At 58.0% G+C, this 22583-nt stretch carries 17 protein-coding genes and 2 pseudogenes; 8 read left to right on the top strand and 11 right to left on the bottom strand.

The features are described 5' to 3' along the window. Nucleotides 1-42: 42 nt before the first annotated feature. Both panD and bioB read right to left on the bottom strand, forming a co-directional pair. Nucleotides 43-396, bottom strand: coding sequence for an aspartate 1-decarboxylase (gene panD, locus AB7008_RS10495; RefSeq protein ID WP_011084891.1), 354 nt, complete (start codon nucleotides 394-396; stop codon nucleotides 43-45). A 49-nt stretch (nucleotides 397-445) separates the two neighbouring features. Next, nucleotides 446-1441, bottom strand: a complete 996-nt coding sequence (gene bioB, locus AB7008_RS10490; protein WP_441258792.1) for a biotin synthase BioB — start codon at nucleotides 1439-1441, stop codon at nucleotides 446-448. A 114-nt stretch (nucleotides 1442-1555) separates the two neighbouring features. Between bioB and AB7008_RS10485 the strand changes: the two genes are divergently transcribed. The 4 genes from AB7008_RS10485 (at nucleotide 1556) to AB7008_RS10470 (ending at nucleotide 4785) form a co-directional block, all read left to right on the top strand. Next, nucleotides 1556-2191, top strand: coding sequence for a GntR family transcriptional regulator (locus tag AB7008_RS10485; protein ID WP_011084889.1), 636 nt, complete (start codon nucleotides 1556-1558; stop codon nucleotides 2189-2191). 135 nt (nucleotides 2192-2326) lie between these two features. Beyond that, entirely contained in the window at nucleotides 2327-2644 is a 318-nt protein-coding gene (locus AB7008_RS10480) for a Dabb family protein (protein WP_011084888.1), read from the top strand. A 153-nt stretch (nucleotides 2645-2797) separates the two neighbouring features. Next, nucleotides 2798-4192 carry an aminodeoxychorismate synthase component I gene (gene pabB / locus AB7008_RS10475; RefSeq protein WP_028144144.1) on the top strand — a complete coding sequence of 465 codons (1395 nt, stop codon included), beginning with the start codon at nucleotides 2798-2800 and terminating at the stop codon, nucleotides 4190-4192. Next, nucleotides 4189-4785 carry an anthranilate synthase component II gene (locus AB7008_RS10470; protein ID WP_014497769.1) on the top strand — a complete coding sequence of 199 codons (597 nt, stop codon included), beginning with the start codon at nucleotides 4189-4191 and terminating at the stop codon, nucleotides 4783-4785. The genes pabB and AB7008_RS10470 overlap by 4 nt, the downstream gene beginning before the upstream one ends. 670 nt (nucleotides 4786-5455) lie before the next feature. Here the strand turns inward: AB7008_RS10470 and AB7008_RS10465 are convergent. Further along, nucleotides 5456-5929, bottom strand: a complete 474-nt coding sequence (locus tag AB7008_RS10465; RefSeq protein WP_011084884.1) for a hypothetical protein — start codon at nucleotides 5927-5929, stop codon at nucleotides 5456-5458. Nucleotides 5930-5982: 53 nt separating this feature from the next. Next, a pseudogene (locus AB7008_RS10460) lies at nucleotides 5983-6213 on the bottom strand (transposase); the annotation flags it as partial. Nucleotides 6214-6622: 409 nt separating this feature from the next. Between AB7008_RS10460 and AB7008_RS10455 the strand changes: the two are divergent. The 4 genes and pseudogenes from AB7008_RS10455 (at nucleotide 6623) to AB7008_RS10440 (ending at nucleotide 12167) form a co-directional block, all read left to right on the top strand. After that, nucleotides 6623-9352: a DUF5695 domain-containing protein gene (locus AB7008_RS10455; protein ID WP_014497771.1), complete on the top strand. Its 2730-nt coding sequence runs from the start codon at nucleotides 6623-6625 to the stop codon at nucleotides 9350-9352. Nucleotides 9353-9389: 37 nt separating this feature from the next. Further along, nucleotides 9390-9533 (top strand): annotated as a pseudogene (locus AB7008_RS10450) (IS91 family transposase); the annotation flags it as partial. A gap of 936 nt (nucleotides 9534-10469) precedes the next feature. Next, nucleotides 10470-11723, top strand: a complete 1254-nt coding sequence (locus AB7008_RS10445; RefSeq protein ID WP_011084880.1) for an outer membrane protein — start codon at nucleotides 10470-10472, stop codon at nucleotides 11721-11723. A gap of 108 nt (nucleotides 11724-11831) precedes the next feature. Beyond that, complete coding sequence (locus AB7008_RS10440) at nucleotides 11832-12167, top strand: hypothetical protein (RefSeq protein ID WP_014497773.1); 336 nt, start codon at nucleotides 11832-11834, stop codon at nucleotides 12165-12167. Nucleotides 12168-12324: 157 nt separating this feature from the next. On the opposite strand, the gene AB7008_RS10435 is transcribed toward AB7008_RS10440, so the two are convergent. The 7 genes from AB7008_RS10435 to AB7008_RS10405 form a co-directional block, all read right to left on the bottom strand. Next, on the bottom strand, nucleotides 12325-13662 hold the full coding sequence (locus AB7008_RS10435; protein ID WP_011084879.1) for a glutamine synthetase: 1338 nt from the start codon (nucleotides 13660-13662) through the stop codon (nucleotides 12325-12327). Continuing rightward, nucleotides 13662-14948 (bottom strand): ATP-grasp domain-containing protein, encoded by a 1287-nt coding sequence (locus AB7008_RS10430; protein ID WP_011084878.1) that lies wholly within the window; start codon nucleotides 14946-14948, stop codon nucleotides 13662-13664. The genes AB7008_RS10435 and AB7008_RS10430 overlap by 1 nt, the downstream gene beginning before the upstream one ends. Then, nucleotides 14945-15814: an EamA family transporter gene (locus AB7008_RS10425; RefSeq protein WP_223153700.1), complete on the bottom strand. Its 870-nt coding sequence runs from the start codon at nucleotides 15812-15814 to the stop codon at nucleotides 14945-14947. Before AB7008_RS10425 ends, AB7008_RS10430 begins: the two co-directional genes overlap by 4 nt. 163 nt (nucleotides 15815-15977) lie before the next feature. Continuing rightward, nucleotides 15978-16793: a gamma-glutamyl-gamma-aminobutyrate hydrolase family protein gene (locus AB7008_RS10420; RefSeq protein WP_011084876.1), complete on the bottom strand. Its 816-nt coding sequence runs from the start codon at nucleotides 16791-16793 to the stop codon at nucleotides 15978-15980. Further along, on the bottom strand, nucleotides 16790-17848 hold the full coding sequence (gene rtxC / locus AB7008_RS10415; RefSeq protein WP_011084875.1) for a dhydrorhizobitoxine desaturase: 1059 nt from the start codon (nucleotides 17846-17848) through the stop codon (nucleotides 16790-16792). The genes AB7008_RS10420 and rtxC overlap by 4 nt, the downstream gene beginning before the upstream one ends. 31 nt (nucleotides 17849-17879) lie before the next feature. Next, on the bottom strand, nucleotides 17880-20291 hold the full coding sequence (locus AB7008_RS10410; protein ID WP_014497776.1) for a 2-aminoethylphosphonate--pyruvate transaminase: 2412 nt from the start codon (nucleotides 20289-20291) through the stop codon (nucleotides 17880-17882). Between the two features lie 1745 nt (nucleotides 20292-22036). After that, a complete protein-coding gene (locus AB7008_RS10405) occupies nucleotides 22037-22552 on the bottom strand; it encodes a NoeE-like protein (RefSeq protein WP_244442032.1) in 516 nt (171 codons plus the stop codon). Between the last annotated feature and the right edge of the window lie 31 nt (nucleotides 22553-22583).

Genomic DNA, 22583 nt, shown 5'->3' with positions numbered 1-22583 from the left:
AGATGCGTTGGCCGTTTAAGAAGGAAGGATGGCCCGTTAGGTTCAACTTGCCAGGATGCGATTATCTCGGTCCACACGCACAACGTGTGGCTTGAACTTCTTTGCTTCGGCCTCATCGAATGAGGCATATGCAACGATAATGATCTTGTCTCCGGGCATCACCAGTCGGGCAGCCGCACCGTTCAGGCTCATCGTACCAGACATCGGCGGCGCCTCGATCACGTAGGTGGCAAAGCGCGTCCCTGTTTCTACATTGTAGATTTCGACGCGCTCGTTGATCACCATTCCTGCTGCCTCCAGGAGCGTACGATCTATCGAGATCGAGCCTTCATAGTGCAGATCAGCTTCGGTCACTGAGGCGCGATGGATTTTGCCCTTCATCAAAGTTATCTGCATTTCTCACCTAGGCTGGTGTAGGGGCAACATATTGGGCGCGCTGCTTCCGTCAGGCGAGCCCGGACGTGATGCCGAGCCGGGCCAGCAGATCCGCGTCGCGATCAACTTTCGGGTTATTGGTGGTCAAGAGCACGTCGCCGACGAAGATTGAATTTGCGCCGGCCAAGAAGCAAAGCGCCTGCAATTCATCGGTCATGTATTGCCGCCCGGCGGACGAGCGAACCACACTCCTCGGCATCATGACCCGCGCGGTCGCCAGCAGCCGGACCAGCGCGATCGGATCGGGAGGCTCCGCGGTGTCTTCCACCGGTACGCCCTCAATCTTGTTCCACAGGTTGATCGGCACGCTTTCGGGATAGTTGGGAAGATTGGCGAGCAACACGAGCATACCTAGGCGGTCCTCGACGCGCTCGCCCATGCCGATAATCCCGCCGCAGCAGATCTTGATGCCGGCATCGCGCACATGCGCCAGCGTATCGATGCGGTCCTGGAGGCTGCGGGTGGTGATGATCTTGCTGTAAAACTCGGGCGATGTGTCGACGTTGTGATTGTAGAAGTCAAGGCCGGCCTCGGCGAGGCGCGCGGCATGCTTCGGTGTCAGCGTGCCGAGCGTGACACACGTTTCCATGCCGAGACCTTTGACCGCGTTGACCATGTCGCAGACGGAATCAAGATCGCGATCTTTTGGCGTGCGCCAGGCCGCGGCCATGCAGAAGCGCGTAGCGCCGGCATCCTTCGCGCGCTGTGCGGTCGCAACCACATCGGCGCAACGCATCAGACGGGTCGCTTTCAGGCCGGTCGCGTAATGCGCGCTTTGCGAGCAGTAGCCGCAGTCCTCCGGACAGCCGCCGGTCTTGATGCTGAGCAGGCTCGCAGTTTCGACGTGGTTTGGATCGAAGTTCTTGCGATGAGCGCGCTGCGCCTGAAGCATCAGGTCGGCAAAAGGAAGGTCGTAGAGCGCCTTAGCCTCTTCGACGTTCCAATGATTACGAACCTGCGCCCCGTTGCTAGCTTTCTTTCGTTGGACTTGCACAGCAGCATCCATAACCCAATCTCGCTCAGTTGTAGATAATCGCGTGAATTATCTATAGTCATCGCCCTCGAAGAGATGCTAATCGAGCTGCCTCGCAAATGCACCGATTATTGCGGTAGATAATCTATGATCACTGCTGACAACATGACGATGGTCGCGCGCATCGCGGACTCAATCGCTGAGCGCATTATCAGCGGCGCCTTAGCGCCAGGCGCACCACTCCGTCAGGATCACGTTGCACGAGAATTCAATTCCAGCCACGTCCCCGTGCGCGAGGCCTTTCGGCACCTGCAGGCACAACATCTTGTTGTCGCTGTGCCGCGTCGCGGTGTTCGGGTTGCCCCGCTCGATACCCGTTCAGTGAAGGAGATCGCCGAAATGCGCGCCGCGCTCGAGGTGGTGGCATTGCGCCATTCGGGGCCAAGACTGACAACAGCTCATTTGGCTCAAATCGAGCTCGCCCTAATCGAAGGAGACAATGCAAAGACGATCGAGGAGTTTGAGATGGCCAACCGCGCCTTTCACCAAGCCTTGGTCGCGCCGTGCGGAATGCCGCGTCTGCTCGCGAGCCTCGATGGATTGCAGCTTGCCAATTCTCGATTGGTGTTCGCGATGGCGCGATCGGTGGGCTGGCGACCGCGCTCCAATCAAGATCACCGCCTGATTCTGCAAGCCCTGCGAACGCGCAACGTCGATCACGCCTGTAACCTGCTCACGCGGCACATTCAAACCATTGAGCGACTTGCCCTTCCGGCGTCCTGAGCAAATCTGGCAAGCTCCATTGCAGATCGCCGACGGTTGCAAGCGACGATCATGCGGCAAGCGACTAGCCTCATTGCAACCGAATCTATTCCCAGATAGTTATGGCACCCGCTAGCGACATCTCCACGGACGGCCATGATTCGTCACATCGTTTTCTTCAGCGCCAAGGACGAGGCGCATATCCACCAGATCATCGAAGGTCTTTCGCTTCTCAGCACGATACCGCATGCGCGCCGGCTTGAGGTTGCCCGTAACCGCAAGACCGATCAGCTCGGCAACGATATCGACATCGTGGTCTATGGTGAGTTCGACAGCGAGACAGAGCTCGCAGCGTACAAAGCGCACGATCTCTACCAGGAATCGATTAAACGGGTCCGACCGCTCCGCGAGCTGCGGTTCGCGGCCGACTACGATGTATCAACAGATACCCCTTTCGCCTCCACGGCAGGATGATCCTGGTGCTGTCGCAGCAAAAAGTCCGCCGCCGGCGTAACTTGGCAATGGGCCTCATGTTTCGGCCCAGCACAGATAAGAGTCATTCTCATCGGTGGGGCAACAGATGGAACGGCACTTTCACGACGTCAGCCGCCTGTGACCGATAACCCGATGTACGTTCGCGAGTTGCAGTGGGTTGAACCTGTCACAGCGATGCGACGTCTTGGGCATCGATCGCATCTCACGTTTCTCGATAGCGCAGCAAGGCACGAGCTGCTTGGGCGCTACTCATATCTAACGTGCGACCCCTTCAGCACCTACAGGGTCGCGAACGGCCAAGCCAGTTGGAACGGACTGACTCTCGAGGCCGATCCATGGAAGGTCCTTCGCACGCTACTCGCGAAGTACCCGCAAGAGCATCGTCCCGATCTCCCGCCATTCCAGGGAGGAGCGGCAGGCTACCTTGCCTACGACATGAACAGGACATTGGAGCGATTGTCTGCCCCGCCAATTGCCGGTCTGGGTTTGCCCCAATCCATCCTGCATTTCTATGACGTGGTCATCAGCTTCGACCACCGGGATAACAAATGCTGGATCGTCTCGACCGGATGGCCGGAGCAGGATCGCGTGCGACGGAGCGAACGAGCGCTTCGTCGAGCCGACGAGTTTGCAGCATTGCTTGCCGGTCCAAACGCGCCACAGAAGGGTTGTCCCAGCAAAGCGGGCGCGTGGCGCTCGAACTTCAGCCGCGACGGCTACATTGCGGCGGTACAACGCGTGATCGACTTGATTCTCGCGGGTGACGTGTTCCAGACAAATATTGCGCAGCGTTTCAGCACCCGCCTGTCGACCTCGTTTGATCCGCTCGCCTTCTATTGCCAGCTACGATCATTGAATCCGGCGCCTTTTGCGGCCCTGCTGCGATGGGGAAAGCTGACCATCGCATCAAGTTCGCCGGAACGATTCCTGAAACTTGAGGGGCGACAAGTCGAGACACGCCCCATCAAGGGCACGATAGCGCGTTCGCCTGATCCCAAGGAAGACCACCGCCGTGCGGCTGCTCTCCTCGCTTCCGAAAAGGATCAGGCCGAGAACACGATGATTGTCGACCTTTTGCGTAACGATCTGTCACGCGTTTGCACTGCGCATTCGGTCGGGGTTCCGGCCCTATGCAATCTCGAGTCCTATGCCTCGGTGCACCATCTCGTGTCGATCGTTACGGGGAAACTTGCCGGAGACGAAGACGCCGTTAGCCTGCTCCGCGCTTGCTTTCCCGGCGGCTCCATTACGGGAGCGCCAAAGCCGCGGTCGATGGAAATTATTACAGAAATCGAGCGCATAGCGCGAGAGGTCTATTGTGGGGCGATCGGCTTCATCGGCTTCAACGGGCACATGGACACCAGTATTGCGATCCGCACTGTCACGATCGACGGCGACCTGGCTGTGTTTCATGCGGGCAGCGGTATAACGGCCCTGTCGAAGCCCGAGGCCGAATACGAGGAAACGCTCACCAAGGCAGAGCGAATCTTTGATGCATTTGGTACTGAACCAGCTGGTGCATTTTGATTGTCATCGTCGATAATTACGATTCCTTCGTGTTCAATATTGCCCGCTATTTCCACAAGCTCAGTGAAGCAACGGAAGTGATCCGAAACGACGCTATCAGCATCAGCGAGCTCGTTGGTCTCAACCCGCGCGCGGTGGTCATATCGCCCGGCCCCTGCACCCCAACTGAGGCAGGAATATCGACAGCAGTGGTTCGCGAACTTTCAGGACGCGTACCAATTCTCGGCATCTGCCTTGGACATCAGTGTATTGCAAGCGTTTTCGGAGGACGGGTGGCGCGTGCGCGTCGGCCCATGCACGGTCGGCGCTCATACGTTGCGCATGACGGCCGAGGGTTATTCAAGGGACTGCCAACCCCGCTTGACGTCGGACGCTACCATTCTCTTATCGTCGCGCTTGATCAGTCATGTGCGCAGAACCTCGTAGTGACAGCGCGTTCGGAGGAAGGCGAGATCATGGCCCTCACGCACGGCTATTATCCCACCTATGGGGTCCAGTTCCATCCCGAGTCGATACTTACCTCACAGGGGCACGTCCTGCTTAAGAACTTCTTGCGACTCGCACAGGATTTCCGAAACCGCGCGGAGCAATGAGAGGCTCGGCCTGCCAATCAAGATGGTGGACCGTCGGTTTTCGACGTGGTTGGAAGGCGAAGCCTCATATGGCAGGCATTTTGTGGTAATCCGCGCTGTTCCGTGCTTGGCTCTGCAGTCAGCGGCCCGCCTCCGACGGAAACCAGCCCCTGCGGTTTCGAGGGCCGGACGTCTCTCTTGGCCGGCTTGGATGTGGTGCGCGCGGGGGGCAAAGAAGCAGCAGGAGCAGGAGAAGCAACAGGCGCCGGATTCTGCAGCCCCTCGATTCTTTGGGTCAGGGTTGCGATCTGATCCGAGATCCGCCTTAGCTCGGCTTGCTGCGCATCGACGTTGCGATTGAGCTCGGCAATTTCATCGGCTGTCTTCTGCTGCCCTGATTGGATCCATAAAAGGACGTCCCTATGCTCAGGTGACAAGCAAAGCGCGCGAGGCACGACTTCGTGCGCCGGCGGCGCCTCGCAAACGTTTCGATATTCGTCAAAAAATAGGCTCCTCCGGCGCCCGGTTCGCCGCGCTTGTTAGAATCTCTTGTATTTTCTCGGCAACATTTGTTCTTTCTGGAAAGGGAATCAAGTCCTTCACTCATTCACTAAACACATTACTTTGGTCCGCTATTTGACTACGCGTTCTTGTCATTTCGCGATAAACCTTCCTTCTCTTTTTGTATCTTTCAACAATATTGCTCTGCTCCGCCGTCTTTAGCCCTCACTGAAGTACGCGCGGTAGTCTCGATGCGCGGCGAATTCGCATGGTCCTGAGCGCAGAAGGGACAGATCTCAGTCTCTTCGCCCTCGATGCGATGCATACCATCGCCCACCCAGCGTTCGTCTGCCTCGCCGATCGCAGCGAAATGTCGTTGCACTTGTGCAACGGCGAGAGCTTCCAGGTCCGGAAGATTTCGGCCCAAGAGAGTGTTGATTTCGACGACATCGAAATGTCGGCAGGCCCATCTCGTGAAAGTCGTGGTGACGTCGCAAAGCATCAGACGATTGCGCGGCAGAGAGCGCGCGCTGCCTCCGCAACCGCATCGGCAATATTTGGTGATTTCCTTGAGGGCACAGAAGTCGTCGACGCTCAGCCTGCCTCGCGCTGGTGCCGGAATGGCGCCCTCGCGAGCGCGGAGCTCACGATTAATGTTCCTCATGTCCCAAGCTGGCCTACATCCAGTCCTTCCGACGCACTACAAATCACAAAATTTACTTGCTGACCCAACCAGTCGCCTTGACCGGCAAAATGTAACAACGACTGGTGTTGCGCTGCTCTCCGTTCAGGAGCCGTGATGGCGGCCATCGGCTCGACACTCTTGCGATCGCAAGGCATCATCAGACCGGCGGAGTAATCGCGAAGCGGTTTGGCTCGGCCTCCGTCCCCGATCACGCTCGTAAAACCCTCAACATACGCCGAAAACCTCGACGCGACGTCCCCCATTTTACCCGACCCATCTCAGCCTCTCCGCACGCCGAATAGATGAGTCTTCTCAAAAATAGGAATCTTCTCGGTAAAAGCCGCGACACTCTGATTAAGTAAGACTACGCAGTAGTGAGCAGGCAGTGGAAGCCGCGCAATGTCGAGGGGCGGCGCTCGGCCGAATGCCTCAGGCGCGCCGTGAACTTTGTCATCGACCGGGTCTTTGCCATTGGCAACTAGGCCCAAGAGCAGCTTGGCCTCCTTGCGAGCAAGCTCTGGTGTCCAAGGGCACCGTGAGGACCGATGGTGACGAAGCGGTGGCAACCGAACGCTGGGTACTTGAGAACGTATGTCGCTTTGTCGCGTTGACGTTTACGGCGGGAAACGGCACGCCTTGATCATCCGTATGGAGCGATCCCGGATACGGTTGATGACGAAGTCTAAAGCCATGTCTAAAGCCTGGACGTATACGCGTCGTACGATGCTGTTGGGCAGTAGCTTCTTGGGTAGCGCGTTTTTCGGGGGCGTTACGCTGCCTACACCCAATCGGCCGCAGCGCAAGGTTGCCATGGTGTTGAAGGCGGTCGACTCTCCCTTCGTCGTTGGGTGCACACAAGACGGCATTACCTCCTTGCGTTATCGTAACGATGCGTATGACACGGATTATGTTCTGCCTGGAGCCGTGCTGGGGACGGCTCACGCTAGAGTTCGGCGTGCCGGATCCGAGTGGCATACGCTTCGAACCGGCGTTGATGCAACGAAGCCGATGCATAGCGCGGCCCTTGAACTAGCAGCCCGCGATGCCGGCGTCCTTCTCACGACCCGCCTCGCAGTCGACGAGGCTGGATTGACGTGGGAGATCATGCTGCGGAACGACGGCATGGCGAGCGTGGAGGTTGGCGACCTCTATTTTCCCATGCCGATGAACACCGAATTTCCGGCAGGGCAACCGGCATCGGTGGCTGTTTTGAAGCACAGCTTCGTCTCGGGGCATGGATCGCACATCTTCTGGATTCGCGGCAACAGCACCGGCCCCTTCCTCATGCTCTTACCGGAAGCGGACACGTCACTGGAATATTGGGATGTCCACAAGGATTCGGCCGAAGCCAGTGGGACGTGGTGCGCCTACATCTTGGGCGGAGCGGCCGCCGGCGAGGCAGTGGCGGCGGGGACTCGCTGGCGACAGCCGACGCATTCCCTGTCCCTGTCGCCGGCCGAGCAACGGCGTTACCGTCTCCGCTTCCAATGGGTTGCCAATTACGAGGCGGCGCGCAGGGCTATCGCGGACGCCGGTCTGGTGGACGTGGAAGTGATGCCGGGCATGACGGTTCCCAATGACCTGCATGTCGACATCGCGCTCGCGTCCTCCATTCCGGTGGAGCGAATCGAAGCGGAATTTACCGGCGACACGGTGGTGCAACGGTTGCCGGATCGGGCTGGCAGGCGCCTGTGGCGGGTTCGCTTTTCGCGATTGGGCGAGAACCGGCTGACCCTGCACCAGCCGGGTGCGCGCCAGACATTTCTTGAATTCTCCGCTACCGAGCCCGTCGAGACGATGATGAAGAAGCGCGCAACCTTCATCGTGAAGCGGCAGCATCGTGACCCGTCCAAATGGTACGACGGTTTGTTTGGCGAGTGGAATATGGAGACGCAGGTCCTGCTTGGCCCGGACAATTACGACCGGATCAAGGGTTGGCGCATCTACGAGGTGACGTGTGATGATCCCGGGCTGAGCAAGCCCGCTTACCTCGCGACCAAGAATGCCGAGCATCCTGATGTGGCGGAAGTGGCGGCGCTGGATCGGTATATAGACACGTTCGTCTGGGGCGGGCTGCAACGTACCACACAGGAGGCATACGCCTACGGCCTCTACGGCATACCCGATTGGAAGCAGAACAGGGAAAGCAGCGATCCCGGCCCGAAGGGTCGCCTGCATATCTGGCGGCCTTATGACTATCCGCACATCTTCGCGATGTATTTGGCCATGCACCGCATCGCGCGTGACCATCCCGCGATACCCACCCGCCAGAGCGCACGAGATTATTTGGTACGCGCCTACGGTACGGCGCTGGCCATGTTCACGGTGCCGATGCGCGTGGTGATGTGGTCTGCCTACCGCACCGGCTTCTACAACGAATGTGTGATCCCCGAACTGGTTTCGGCGCTCACGACGGCGGGCTTGACGCGCGAGGCGGCGACGTTGGAGGCGCACTGGGCGCGTAAGGTGCGCGCCTTCGTCGATCCGAAGGCGGACCTGTTCAAGTCTGAATATCCGTTCGATTCCACAGCCTTCGAATCAACGCAGGCACTGGCGCGCTCGGCCCTTGACGACCCTGTCGCCATGGGGGTTTCGAAGGCGGCGGCGCGTGCCTTCTCGGAGCGTCAGATCGCTGCAAATCTGTTCTGCCGTGGCTGGCTGGAACCTGCTTATTACTATCTGGGCAGCGATTATCGCCACACTGCGGGCGACGCCTATACGCTGACTTACATGGCGCAGATGGGTGGCTGGGCGCTGCTTGATCATGCGCTGAACGATGCAGACGACCCGCATCCGCTCCTTCGTCTCGGCTATGCCTCACAACTCAGCGCGTGGGCTTTGCTGAACAGCGGCCCTGCGTCGGCGGGTCATGGCTATTGGTATCCGGGCGAGGAGAATGACGGCGCGGCCGGTGGCGGCTTCGAGCCGGCGCCGAGCGGCACCACATGGCTCGGTCAGCCGCATCACCGTGGAACGTGGTATTACTCGTGCGAGATCGACCTGGGATTTTGTGGGGCGGTCCGCGCTGCTGCGACGATCGTTGCCGACGATCCCATCTTTGGGCAGGTTTGTCACGGTGGCATCATGGAGACGTTCGCTCACACCCTGCGTATCTGGCCACGTGATGGCGTGCGGCGACGGCTCAACGTGCGGCTCCAGTCTCTTCGATTGGACTTGGTGCTGCTCGACGCGCGATTCCGGGCGGATCGACCGATCATTCTGAATTTGGGGGCGGGGTGGATCAGCCTTACGCCTGAGCCCTTTGCCCCATCTGGATCGGGAGTGTCGTTCGAATTGCGGTACGATGACGGGAGAAAGCGCAAGGAAGTCATCGACATCACGGACAGCCAGCTCGTCGTCCGCTTGCCTGCGGCGCGCTTACCGCGGGTTCAGGTTCGCTAGACTCTAGTGTTGCCGATTATGGGGTGCGATCGGCACTTATGGCCTGCTGTTCCACGCGGCTTCCGAGCCGATGACGATCATCCCGGCAAATCCCGAGCATCTCGGCGCACGTATCCGCATCACCGCCGTGCTGCATACCTCGGGTTCAGCGCCCGTGGACGCTTTTCTCGCCGGAGGAGGCGCCGGATCTCCACGACCTGACCGGCGCTGCGTTAGCCCAACTATACGCGCTCTACGAGACGACGGCCGCGCAAGGCGATCTCCGCGTCAGCAAACAGGTCCGCGCGGTTCACTGGAATCACAGAACTTAAACTGAAAGTCGCTGACGAAGGATACCTCGCCAATATCGGTCCCGGTCGGCTTACGCGTTCGCGTGCCGCTTCTGGCGTTCTTAAACGATCGAAATTTACTGCTGCGCCCGCTTGGGGAATACGATCTACGTCGTGCCCCCGTCTTGCGTCACAGCGGCAGACCTCGACGAAATCTACACCGCAATAAATGATACAGCCGATGAGCTGGTATAGAGGGGCCGCAATCTATCCCCGAAAACACGCCAGTGCCGATACTCTGTGGAGTGACGCAGAACGTGTAATCGCCGGAGAGACCTGTGAGAGCCTCGATCCCAACCCGCAGGAGCAAGGATATCGTCTGAAGACTAGAGCGGCGTCAAATGAAGAGTGCTCTCGATGAGAGCGCTCGGGAGCACAGATCGATCTCAAATATCTTCGAAGCGACGAGCCCGTTCCGCACTGTCTTTCCACCTGTTGAGGCAGCAAGGCTTCCGGTAGCCAAAGTGAGACCGGCGCATCGTGCGCTTCGGCCCATGACACCGCGCTAGCCAAGTATTGGTGGGGCAGTGGCCGCGCGGCTGTCGGTATTGAGACAAATGTCAGCAGCTTGACGATACACGCCGCGACGAAGTGCCCGCAAAGCCTGCGAATTCACTTCGGCACGCGACTTGCTCTCTTTGCGGCATCATCACCAATCGCAGCGCGATGGTCTTCGGGACGGACTCGGCGCGTGTCGCTGTTAGCGTCTGCTCCGCCCCGACGGTTTGCTGCGGCGATAGCTTATGGACGCTCGGTTATGGACCGAGAAACTGCAGGGGACGTGTTGAATGCGACCTGGAGTTCTTCTTTTGGGAGCCACGACAATTGCGCTCGTCGCAAATGGTGCGGCGAATGCGGCAGACCTTGAGCCGGAAGTGAAACTGCCCGCGGCGGTGTGGAACTGGTCCGGAGGCTATATTGGTGGACACGTCGGCGGCGGGTACGGCCGAACCTCCTTCAGCAATCCCTACGGTCCGTCAATCTATGGCGGCATAGTCGATACGCCGACGTTCCTCGCAGGTGGCCAGATCGGCTACAATTGGCAGAAGAACGGCTGGGTGTTTGGCGTCGAACTCGATGTCAGCGGTGCTGTCTCAGACGGCACAAATACCTGCCTCGCGTCGTCCGGCTTTGTCGTGAGTGCAAACTGCAAGGCAGGTCCGAACATCTTTGCCACAGCGACCGGTCGTGTCGGTTACACGTTTGGCGCGTCGGGTGGCACGCTGGCCTATCTCAAGGGAGGTGCAGCTTGGCAAAACAATCAGGGCGACGTCATCAATAACCATGAAGGCGGACTCGTGCCACAGGAGAAAACCCATTTCGACTACGGTCGCATCGGTGGCATCATCGGGCTGGGCGTCGAGCAGGCGCTTACGCCCGCATGGTCGGTCGCAGCTGAGTATGACTATCTGAATTTCGGTGGCCCGAGTGTCGCGACACCTCCGACGGTGCAGGGTCCGCCGTTCGCAATTGTTCCGGCGAACACAACGAGCCCGTCCAGCAACTATCACATCGGAAAGATTGGATTGAATTACCATTTTGGCGCCGACCCGTGGACGGCGCAATGGTCCTATGTGCCGCAGTACGCGAAGGCTCCAGTCGGCGCGCCGCCGATTGCTTATTCAGATGGTTGGTCGTTCGAAGGCGGATCGCGGCTCTGGCTCAGCCGCGGACGATTCCAATGGGACCACAGTGTAGCGCCCTACTTGCCTCTAGACCCCAGCGTCCTTGTATCGAGGCTCACCTATCATGGCCTTGACGGACTTTCGGGAGAGCTATTTGGCCGTGTCGACAGCCCATCGGGAGTGTTCCTGAAGGGCAACATTGGCCTCGGGCGCTTCGATAAAGGAAACATAAACAATGAAGATTGGCTCGCCGATCGGGAACTCTCCTATATCAACAACGCATCACGGCAACGAAACGGACGGTTCACCTATTTTACCGCAGACTTAGGTTACGATTTCCTGCGCGGCGCCAACTACAAGGTCGGCGGATTTATCGGCTGGACCTACTACGAACAGAGTTCCGACTCCATCGGTTGAACGCAGATTGCCCACCCCCGCTACACTTGTCCGGCGAACCCAGACACTATCATCGGCAGCCAGAATACTCAGGGGAATGCACCTCGTGTCGGCCTAAGCGCCGAAACCATGCTCTCTGAGCGCTGGCGCTTAAACACCGATGTCGCCTACCTGTCCTGGACCGATTTCAAAGGGCGTGACCACCATCTCTTGCGCGACGAGACCACCTTCGATGAACAGCGGGGCAACGGTGGCGGCGGCGTCCAGGTTGAAGGCGTGCTGTCCTACTTCTTCACCAAGAACTTCAGCGTCGGCGTCGGCGGGCGCTACTGGTCCATGTGGACCAAAAAGCGGGGCGACTCTTTGTGCAGCAGCAGCGGCTGCGTCGGTGATCCGGCCATATTCGCGAAGTACAGCATGGAGCGCTGGGGTACGTTCTTTCAGGCCTCCTATAAGTTTGATTGAAAAGATCACACCTCAAACCAAGCGCCGGGCGTCTTCAACGCTACGAGTAACGCACATTTTCTCTGCATGAACTCCAACATTAGCGGCACAGACCCCCGCAGTAGCCCTGCCGGCACCGGCCAGAAGAATGATCTCCAGAACTGTCGAAGAGCCCAAGCTAAATGATCTCAAAGTATCTCCGACGTTCAAAGTCGGTGACCCGATGTTGAACGGCTTGCCACTCCCAATGGCGCGAGCAAGAAAACGCTCCAACAAACCTTTCTCCAAAGACATCACTGGCCGCTGCAGACTCTGCAAACCGAGATGTTGCCTCTGATAGGCTTTGAGGCAGTCTCGCGGACGGACGACACATTTCCACGCTTGCATCACCGACGATCGAAGCCGGTAGTGCCGGACCTGTCTCGACGCCCAATATTCCCGAACCAATCGCACATGCTAGCGCGAGATATGGGTTCGCGTCTGCGCCAGGCAGCCTATACTCCAGGCGATGGGCAGATGGCTCTCCCGGAATGGCGCGAACCGCGCAGGAGCGGTTGTCGACTCCCCAGCTTGGACAGATTGGTGCCCAGGAGCCAGGTACCAATCTCTTGTAGCTGTTGAAGTTTGGCGCAGCGAGCACACAGAACTCATTCATGTATTCTAGTTGTCCGGCGATAAATTGCCTCATAAGATCGGAGACGTTGCCGAACGCATCACCGTCGTAAAACGCATTTTGACTATCCGAGGACATGGAGATGTGAATATGGCCGGACTGGCCAGGCCATTTCTCGGAAACCTTGGCCATGAATGTAGCCATCATGCCTCGCGTTTGCGCCCAGGCTTTTATCATCGACTTGAATATGGTTGCTCGATCGGCGGCTTCCAGCGCATCACAATGACGAAGTGACGCTTCGACCACGCCAGGTCCCGTTTCAAAGTGTAGTCCGCTGAGAGGTATTCTAGCCTTCTCACAAAGCGCCAAGATCTCACCGAACAGCTCATGTTGCGCGATAGAGCGCGCAATCGAGTAGCCGAACGGGCCGCGAGTTAAAGGAGCCCATTCACCGAACGGCTTTTCTTCAATCGTGTCTGCGTTCTCCTTAAATAGTATAAACTCAAACTCAAACCCGGCAGTGCAGTCGTATCCGTGGTCAGCAGCCCTTCGTAGGACCTTACGCAGAACGCCGCGCGGGCAGATGTTCTCATGCGCGCCCGTGAACTCCGCGAGGTAGAGATATTGAGAGCCGAGATGAGACACCGAACGGCCGGTGCCTGATAGAATACGCAGGTCAGCATCTCCGAACGCTGATAGCGGCTTTTGCGTGAAACTCGCCGGAATGACCCGGTCCGTACAATCCCACGCCAGCACCGCTTCAGAGAACTTGATAACTTTATCTCCATCCGAGAGATCTTCACCTAAGACGTGTTTGCCTCGCAGAACGCCATCGAAGTCGCTGACGCCGACCATCGCCGCGCGGGCTGGATTCGCTCCGGTGAACCTGGGATCAGTTGGCATTAGTCGCGATCCTGCATCACTAAATCGAACACCTGGTCCATCCGCATTGCTCGCAACTTGCGATAGTCATTCTCAAGCGTAGTCAAGTCGCTATTCACGAGATAAACGATGCCCGGTGTCGACGCCAAGTCGATCGTGGGAACAAGCTCTTGACCAATCGGAACGAATGCAATGGCGTCTGCGAAGCTCGGCAGCTTGCGGATTGCTTCGAGTCCCGGGTAACCGGCGACGACACCGCCCATATCTGAGATCAACGAGACGCAAAGTGCGTGAGCCTGCCGCTTGTAGGGCCCGCGCAGCCTCATATATTCACCAAAGCCCTTGGGATCTGCGTAGCACCAGGCCGTCAGGGTCATATGGTTGTGCCCCAACGCCATCGTTCGTGCTTTTGCCGACATGGTCCCTTGAAGCCTCGCTCCGAAGTCAACCAGAACTGGTCCCCGATGATCGACGATGATCTCAGCATGAGCCGGTCCCTCGGCGATCTGAAGCGCCTGCAACGCTCGTTCCAGGTAGTCGGACAGCTCCTGAACGATTGGTTCGCTGCCGTCCAACAATCTCTCGAGTGAACAGACCGATGATGCTCGCTCGATAGGAACGGTGTCATACGTCCAGGCCTCCGTAACGAAGGCATTCCCGTGGATCGAGATGGCGTTTACGGTGTATTGTTGACCGTTTATTTTTTCCTGCCCGAGGGCAAAACGATTCAACGCTCCGACACGGTTGGTCTTCCCGACAATCGCGCTTAGTGCCCGCTGAATGTCAGCATCTGTCGTGCAAAAGAATACATCCTCGGTTCCCGTACTGTTCAGAGGTTTGATCACGATCTCGTCGAAGTTCGCTTCGCGCTTCCAGCTTGCGATTTCTACAGCATTGTCAGACACGACTTGTCTGATCGATCGCACACCGGCATAGGTCAGCGCGCAAGACAATCGCGCTTTGTCACGCCGAGCAGCCGATAGAGCGGTGCCGTTTGAAGGTAAGCCCAGCCGCTCCGACAACGAATCGGCGAGTTCGACTCCAGACTCGCAGCCGGCGATAACGAACTCAAATTCTCTGCCATGGAGGGCCTGAAGATGATATTCAACGATGTCGTCATACCCCATGCGCTCGCTGGGGCGAATGACTTCATCATACAGGTTAGCATCAAAGTGCGCTTGGAATATGGGTGGAATCTGTGCGGCCGACATCACATGCACGGTTCCAATGCCATAGCGCTTGAACTGTTCCGGTAGATATCGGCCGGTAGAGTACGCGTCTACGATTACACAATTCCGTTCTTTCATGCGGATCTCCGATACTGCAAGTAGATGTTGCTGACGGCGACAGCCGTAATGAGAATGTTTCCAAGGAACGTATGTGACGAAGGCACGATGCGAGAATCGAAGTACTGGAACAGGAAGGTGATGATAGGGGCGGTGGACAGGACCATGTTGACGGTGAAGGGCTCGACGTAACGAATGCCCTGCTGGATCAAGAGCAAAGGAACGATCATCGTCGAAACGCCAACTGCTGCGATCGCAAACCAATGCTGCGAGATCTCAGGCACGATGGATGAATAGTCCACCAGTCCCAGCAGCAAGATAATCGTTCCATAGAACCGATGCGCCAGCACTTGCCGGCCGGAAAACCCACGGTCGAAAAGCAGTTTGACAAGTACATTTGTGAGGGCGAGCGATAGGCCGGCCACGATGGCCAAGACTATTCCAAAGGACGATCGAGCCCCCCACTCCACGCCTGCGTTGCCGCTGGCCGAGATCCAAATCATGTAACTCGCGATCATCGCGATCGAAGCGCTGACGACGATGTCGGATGCTGGCGGAACTCCCTGGCGCCTGATCACGGCGTTTAGCCACACAGTTGCGGTGGGCCCCAACGCCACCATGAACGCGACGACGATCGCAGGTTCAACGTATTTCAAGCCGATAAATAGGCCGATCCAGCTGATTGCTGTCACGACGTTGAGTACGGCGAAGACCAAAAGGGACCGATTCCCCACTCCTGCCTTGCTTGTGTCGTGGCGCGCCAAGAGATTGAACGTCAGACAAACCACGGTAAATGACAGCAGGAGCGCGACGAACGCATCTGCTCGCTGAAAATACGCTGCGGCATAAACCTCGCCTGCCGCACTCACGAGGACATAGAGGGCCACAAAGAGCACTCCCAGCGCGAACCTATTCGTCAATCGTCTACCCTTCCCGTGCCCGCGCGACGGGGCGCGGCCCTCGCAGGGACCGGGCCGCGCGCATCGATTTTGAGGCATTCAACTTTCGGCCTGTACTGACCACGTTTGGTTTGAAATCTCACGATCTGCCCTAGTGATTCTTCGTTCCGCGGTACACAACACAGGCCTCTCCGAATGCTTTGAAGAGTTGCTTGCCGAGGAGATCGGTTGAGACGTGCCATTCGGGGTGCCATTGCACCCCGATTTGCAGCGTCGGCGCGCCAATCACCGAAGCCGCCTCAACAAGACCGTCAGGCGCCCACGCCTCCCGCCTCAGCGCCGGGGCAAGCGCCTCGATGCCTTGATTGTGCAGCGAGTTGACTTGGGCTTCGATCGTCCGGGCGATTGGGAAGAGCGCGCCGTCGGAAGATATCCTGACGCTGTGCGCGGCATCGTACTGACGGTCCCTGGGACGGTCTGGCTTCTCGGCATGCATAGCACCGCTTTCGAGGCTCCACTCCGCAAGCGATGGGCGGAGTGTGCCGCCGAAATAGACGTTGAGCTCCTGAAGCCCACGGCAGATGCCCAAAATAGGCATTCCGAGCGCGATGGCGCTCTGTATGGCTACGGCAGAAAGCCGGTCCCTAGGACGGTCAAGGATCCCAGCCTCAACGTCCCGATCAGGATCAACTAAGGATGCAGGCGCTGACAGGACGGCGGGGTCGACGTTCGATTCATCACCTGTCAAGACCACACCGTCCAGCCGGCGCATGATGGCCGTGGCGAACGCCTCCCCAGCATCTTCCGCGTCGACGGTCGGCAATACGACGCAAGCAACTCCCCCATGACGATGGAGTGCCTGCACGTACTTACGGCGTAACCAGTCGCGATGCACACCGTCGACCAGAAGGCGGTTCGAAGTGACGCCGACAACGGCTCGCGCGCGCTCGGGCTGTTGCAGACTCACGCCACCTGGCCCCGCGTCCGGACGGCGGCAACGGACTGCTCATACAGCCGTCGATTTCGCTCTTTCAGCTGAGTTATGACGCTAGGCTGACCTTGAGGCCCCTTGACAAAGAGCCCGCCCCAAGTCGCGGCGACCTTCGCGTAGTTCGGATCCTGCATTCGGATTTTCTGAGCCTTGCGCAACAGCCAAAACGGGATACCGGGCGAAAGGTGGTGCTCAAGGTGGTACTCATCTAGATTCTGCCCAAGAATGGCTCGCTCGAGGAAGCTTCCCTTCCGATTTCTGGTGAGATAGACGTTCTGCGTCTCGTTTTCGCACATTGGCGAGTGCTCGGCGAGTTCGATGAACCAGCCGAGGACCTGAAATGTGGTGAGATAGGGCACGATCCAGAACAGGACGACAATATGGAGCAGCCCAAGAACATATGACCCGGCCAAGATGCTGATCCAGAAGAGATAGAAGCCATACCTGTCAATCAGTATGCCTGAGCGGCTCTGATCCTCGGTATCTTCGACCGAAAACCGGTTGGTCCAGAGATACTTCAGATAGGCCACTGTCGCGCCGCCGAAGATCGGCTTCCAGATGATGTTGAAAGCGTATCTCTCTGGACGCTGCACGTCATAAACGCCGCTGGCCAGGAAAAACTTCAGGTCGGGATCCTTGTCGGGGTCGCCGAGATAGGGATGATGCAAGTAGACATGTGAGATCCGATAGGCCCAGTGTCGCTGGAACAAGGGATAGGAGGCGAACAGAATGCCAAGAACATAATTCCAGGTGGTGTTCTTCGCGAGCGTGCGGTGAGCTGCATCGTGAGCGATGGTTGTCAATCCGCGCTGATAGGCACCAATCAGGAGAACGGCCAGCGGGTAGAGCCACCACGAAACAGACACGGTCGCAAGCGTGCACGCTGCGATAACAGCGTAATCTTTCGCAATGTAGGCGGCCCCTGTGATGTTGTCGGGCCTTAGCTCCGAAAGTTGCTTATTGATCTCCCGGCTGAATTGAACGGCCTCATAGCGTGATGACCTCAGTTTCCAAGCGTCTGCCTGATTCATGAGAACCTCTTCCTAATTGCCTTGCAGGTTGTCAGATTGCGGAAAGCGCCTTGTCCAGATCGCGCAAGATGTCATTGACATCTTCGATGCCGACACAAAGCCGGATTGAGCCGCCAAATATGCCGGCGGCTTCGCGCTTTTCCCGCGGGACGGTGGTGTGAGTCGTCGAGACAGGATGAGTCACGAGCGTGCGGGCGTCTCCCACATTGGAAACGTGATACATCAAGTCAATGTTCTGGATGAACTTTCGCCCGGCCAGTTCGTCTTCCACCTCGAACATGACCATCGCCCCGTGTCCATATGCGGTGTTGAGTGTCTGTTCGACGATTTCCCGATCGGCGCCTTCGAAGAGACCCGGGTAAAACACCCGACGCACTTTTGGATGCTCCTTTAGAACTCCAGCCACGATCCTGGCATTGGCGCAGTGCTGCTTCATGCGAAGCGGCAGCGTTTCAAGCCCTTGGATCAGTTGAAAGCTCGCAAACGGGGAGATGGCTGCACCGGTATCGCGTAACCAGGTCATGCGAGCCTTGAGGAGAAACTCGCTCTTTCCTAGGTCATCGACATCGCGCACGGCGTTGTGCCAGACAATTCCGCCATGCGCTTCGTCGGGACCATTGAACAAGGGGAAGCGAGAAGCTCCGCGATAGCTAAATTTACCGCTGTCAACGATTAGTCCGCCGAGGGTCGTGCCGTGGCCGGAGATATATTTTGTTGCAGAGTACGTTGTAACTGCAGCGCCCAGGTCTGACGGCCGGCATATCAGCGGCGTAGTCGTGTTGTCTACGACCAGAGGCACGCCGTACCTCCGGCCGATCTCCGCAAGCTGTTTAACGGGAAGCGGAATCAGACAGGGATTCGATATTACCTCTCCGAACAGGCAGATGGTGCGATCATCGATCGCTCGCTCGAACGTCTCGGGCCTTCGAGGATCTGCTGTCCTCACGCTGATTCCCAAACGCTTTAGGGTGTTGTGGAGCAGGTTCCAGGTATTGCCATATAGATATGGAGAGGCAACGACATTGTCCCCTACTTCGCCACTTGAAAGATTGACGATAGCAAGGAACGTCGCCGCTTGACCTGACGCAACGGCGAGCGAGTCGCTGCCCATATCGACAGCGGCGTAGCGCTTCTCGAGCGCGCGGGTCGTGGGATTGATAATCCTCGTGTAGGTGAACCCATCGGCCTTGACGTTGTAGACGTCCGCGATGTGGTTGAGATCGCCATCGAGTTCATAAGCTGTATTCTGGTAGATCGGCACTGCGACGGCTTTCGTCACCGGGTCGCGCCGATAACCCGCATGCAGAACAGCAGTCTCGGCGGAAAACGGCAGCTGCCGGTCTCCAACTGCCTGAGCCGGCATCTTTACGCGCGCGGCATATGCCTCTTGGTCCGGCGCCGGCCTTGCTGACCGGGCCTGACCGGACCGGAAATATGAACGAAAAGCGCATCCCAACCGCTCAATCCAGCTGGATTGGATTTCCCCAATGCAACCGACGCGAAAGCTTCGCGTCGCAAGGTGCAGCTTCGAGTAGACGTAAAGATTGTGGGCCGCCAAGTGGCGATACAGCCCATCGAATCCTTCCTGGTCTACTATGCCGGGCGGCGCACTGAACGCAACGCAGACCGGCGACTGCAACTCGGGGGACAGCAGCGGAGACACTGTCCCTTCGAGTTCCTTGATGAGGTCGTCTCTGACCTTCTCGTACCGGAAGCGTCTGGCATCAATGCTCTCCTCATGCAGAATCTTCAAAGCCATTGTCGTTGCCTGAACGATGTGGGTGGGAGGGGTCGACCGCCACTCACCCGTGCGCTCGAGCGAGCGCCATTGATCTCTCACATCGAGCACAAACGATCTCGGTTCTTGAGCCGCATTCTCCAGCAGCTCGCGCGACGCAATTACAAACGCTACTCCCGGCGGCCCTTCTATGCATTTGTTGCTCGATGTGACCAGTACGTCTGGTCCACGCTGGCTCAGATCGATATTGAGAGCGCCGAAGGAACTCATTCCATCAACGATGGTTTTTACGCCACAACGCCTCGCCTCTTCCACGATCTCTTGCAGAGGGTTGACGATTCCGGTTGTCGTCTCACAATGCACGAAACACAGGTGCGTAACGCCAGGATTTCGGCTCAGATACTCGCCGATTTCTTGCGGATCCAAAGGATCGGTTGCGCGCTTGACGAGCTTCAGCGCTTCGACCCCCCACAGCCGCAAAATTTGTAGAACACGCTCGCCATAGATGCCGTTTACGCAGACGAGCGGCCTGTCGGCTCGGGACACAAATGAAGAGAGGGCAGCCTCCATTGCAAAGGAGCCCCCTCCTTGAATGGGCACCACCGAATAGTCCTTAGCGTTTCCCAGCAAGTTGAGCATCAGCCGCCTCATGCAGGCGGTCACCTCCTTGAACTCGTCATCGCGAGATGCAAGATCAAGCTGCATCTGGCTCTTCACCGCCAACGATAGCGACAATGGACCAGGCGTCAGCAAAGAGCGCTGTCTTGTCAAACCATTCCTCCTACATTGTGTTCGTCGATGACCTGCCGTACGCGCGCCATCGCCCCGGAGGCGCGCGTATGCCTTCCTCATCGATAGCTTCGAATGAAGCGCCTTAAAACGCGGTCTCGTTTCGCGTCGACCGCTCCAAAAGGCCGCCGGATGACAACCTTCAATTTCTCATTGCGGATGGAGAGCAATCCTTCACAAAGCTCCCCGTTGATGCGTTTCAGACCTCCCAGATAGCCTTTTTGCGCTGAACGCTCGGGCGCAAGTGGGCGCCGACGCTCGCTCTCATCCAACTGTCACGCATGTGCAGGCTTGGGCGTGGTCGCCTCTGGCGCTATGAGGCGCCGGTCGGCCGGCGGTCTACCTGTAAGACTGCCCAGTCAGGCAAGCTTTGCCGCCAGAAAGGCGATGCAGCCTAGATCGTCGCGCCCGGACGATAGGCAGGCACACTCGATAGTCTTCGTTCGCAGCGGGTGTCCAATGCGTTTGCTTGGGACTTGATACATTTTCACTCCGTCGCTCGTGGAGGGATTGGGACGCACATGGCTGTCTGGGCGAGCTCGAAGATCGTACAACTTGACGTTACGGGCGTTTCAACCCTCTCCGGAATTTTTCTCGCGGGACTTTTCCTCACGTACTCCCGTTTGGCAACGACAAGTCGACGCAAGCAGCGGAGTACGAGGGATTCACAGCGAGGTTCAATAGTTTGAACGTTAGATCTGGATCGAGCGTGAGTATTCCGCGTGCGAGCGCGATTCTGCGGAGAAATGACGGGATCGTTCCGTTTACGTGCAATCCGGCCAAAAGAGCCATATGGAGGTACGAAGCTTCTCGGCAGCCCGGGCGAGATCCTACTGGATGCTGTGCATGACGGTTTAAACCTTCCGCCATAGCTGTTGTGTCACGTCATTGCGCTCGCAATGGAGCGGCGTTGGCAGCCCGCGGCGAGCCACACTTGATGGCGATCCAGCGATCTTGGATGCTTGCGCGAGCAGGAATCAGTTCGACACCTTTTGGCGAGCGGCCTTGTGACACAACATGTCGCCTCGATTTGCCGGGAGTACGTCGAGCCAAGTCCAATGAAGTTGCGCGCTTTATCTTGGAAGCGATTCCTGGGCTTTCAGCATCTCAGTTACTTAACGCCGCTTCGCCGCGGGACGTCTCACCGAGCGATATGGCGGCGGTGAGCGTGCGGTTTTACGGCGGTTCCAAGGCGTGGGCGGCGAGCAAAAGTTGCCGGCATCCCAGCGCTCGTTGCGCGCAACTACCTCGCCGATGAGGCACTCTGGTTGGACGACGGTCGCACTTCGTACTTGTCCTGCTCTCTCCTCTGCAGGCCGGCTCGTTGATGCGAGCTCGCGTCCGACGTGGTCTACGGGCGCGGTCGAGCACGCCAGCGGTTGACCAGAGCGGATCATCAAGTGATCATCTCTGTCGCTTGCCAAGGATGAGCTTCGCTTCCTTTTCGGCTGCGCCTATGGCGCCTTCATGGCGATCAACCAGGAAAGGCGGAACGGAGCATGACCCGAACACGCGGCGGGGCTTCGTAGCTCAGGATGGCGCATGTTCGTGACAGCATTGCCTCGCGATGCGAAGGTACAGGCCTACGCCGAAGGTATTCGCCGACGAGCGGCGGCCAAAAAGGGAAGAAAGCTTGCCAGACGTTACCATCGCCAGCGTCCTTAGGAGATGCTGAGGATCTGCTCAAGCCGCGGGACCTCCCCTCGCAACGTCTCGATAGCCACGTCTCGGTTCTCCGAAATGTTCAAAGCAGTGTGGACCGGCTCTCCAGCGTAAGATGAGCCGGGCAATCCTCCCGCATTGGTACTTCGCATATCCCACCAGGTGCGGAATATACGGCGATAGGGTTCAGTTACCTCCCGCCCCCTGTCTAGAACTCCGGATTTCTGGGCATGCAGCAGTTCCTGCTCATATCCGAGTTCCAGCAAAAGCTCGGCACCGACCAGATCGGTCACGGTTTGCATCTCCTCGACGCACAATTGAGATTGCCGTGATTTGACTGAGCTTCCGTGGATGGCGTTTCGTTCCACGTTTTTTCGATCCCCAAAGCTGCTGGCTTGAAGATAATCTGCTCGTCCTATGCTAGCCGATGCGACGCCATCTGGATCACAGCCGAGCCCTGTCAGTACACGTTGGATTTCCTCGTCCGGACGCGCCACGAGCAGTTCGTATTGCACCAAATGGGCCTGCGGGCGAGTACGTTGCTCG

The organism is Bradyrhizobium sp. 521_C7_N1_3 (genome assembly GCF_052075975.1).
GTDB classification, from domain to species: domain Bacteria; phylum Pseudomonadota; class Alphaproteobacteria; order Rhizobiales; family Xanthobacteraceae; genus Bradyrhizobium; species Bradyrhizobium japonicum.
The sequence above is the reverse complement of the archived record's forward strand: the minus strand, read 5'-3'. Positions and strand labels throughout refer to the sequence as shown.

Coding starts and splice junctions, on each gene's coding strand:
- panD (WP_011084891.1), bottom strand. CDS start 396: ATGCAGATAACTTTGATGAAGGGCAAAATCCATCGCGCCTCAGTGACC.
- AB7008_RS10445 (WP_011084880.1), top strand. CDS start 10,470: ATGCGACCTGGAGTTCTTCTTTTGGGAGCCACGACAATTGCGCTCGTC.
- AB7008_RS10410 (WP_014497776.1), bottom strand. CDS start 20,291: ATGCAGCTTGATCTTGCATCTCGCGATGACGAGTTCAAGGAGGTGACC.
- AB7008_RS10430 (WP_011084878.1), bottom strand. CDS start 14,948: ATGAAAGAACGGAATTGTGTAATCGTAGACGCGTACTCTACCGGCCGA.
- AB7008_RS10455 (WP_014497771.1), top strand. CDS start 6,623: ATGACGAAGTCTAAAGCCATGTCTAAAGCCTGGACGTATACGCGTCGT.
- AB7008_RS10435 (WP_011084879.1), bottom strand. CDS start 13,662: ATGCCAACTGATCCCAGGTTCACCGGAGCGAATCCAGCCCGCGCGGCG.
- AB7008_RS10485 (WP_011084889.1), top strand. CDS start 1,556: ATGATCACTGCTGACAACATGACGATGGTCGCGCGCATCGCGGACTCA.
- rtxC (WP_011084875.1), bottom strand. CDS start 17,848: ATGAATCAGGCAGACGCTTGGAAACTGAGGTCATCACGCTATGAGGCC.
- AB7008_RS10440 (WP_014497773.1), top strand. CDS start 11,832: ATGCTCTCTGAGCGCTGGCGCTTAAACACCGATGTCGCCTACCTGTCC.
- AB7008_RS10465 (WP_011084884.1), bottom strand. CDS start 5,929: ATGAGGAACATTAATCGTGAGCTCCGCGCTCGCGAGGGCGCCATTCCG.
- bioB (WP_441258792.1), bottom strand. CDS start 1,441: ATGGATGCTGCTGTGCAAGTCCAACGAAAGAAAGCTAGCAACGGGGCG.
- pabB (WP_028144144.1), top strand. CDS start 2,798: ATGTACGTTCGCGAGTTGCAGTGGGTTGAACCTGTCACAGCGATGCGA.
- AB7008_RS10480 (WP_011084888.1), top strand. CDS start 2,327: ATGATTCGTCACATCGTTTTCTTCAGCGCCAAGGACGAGGCGCATATC.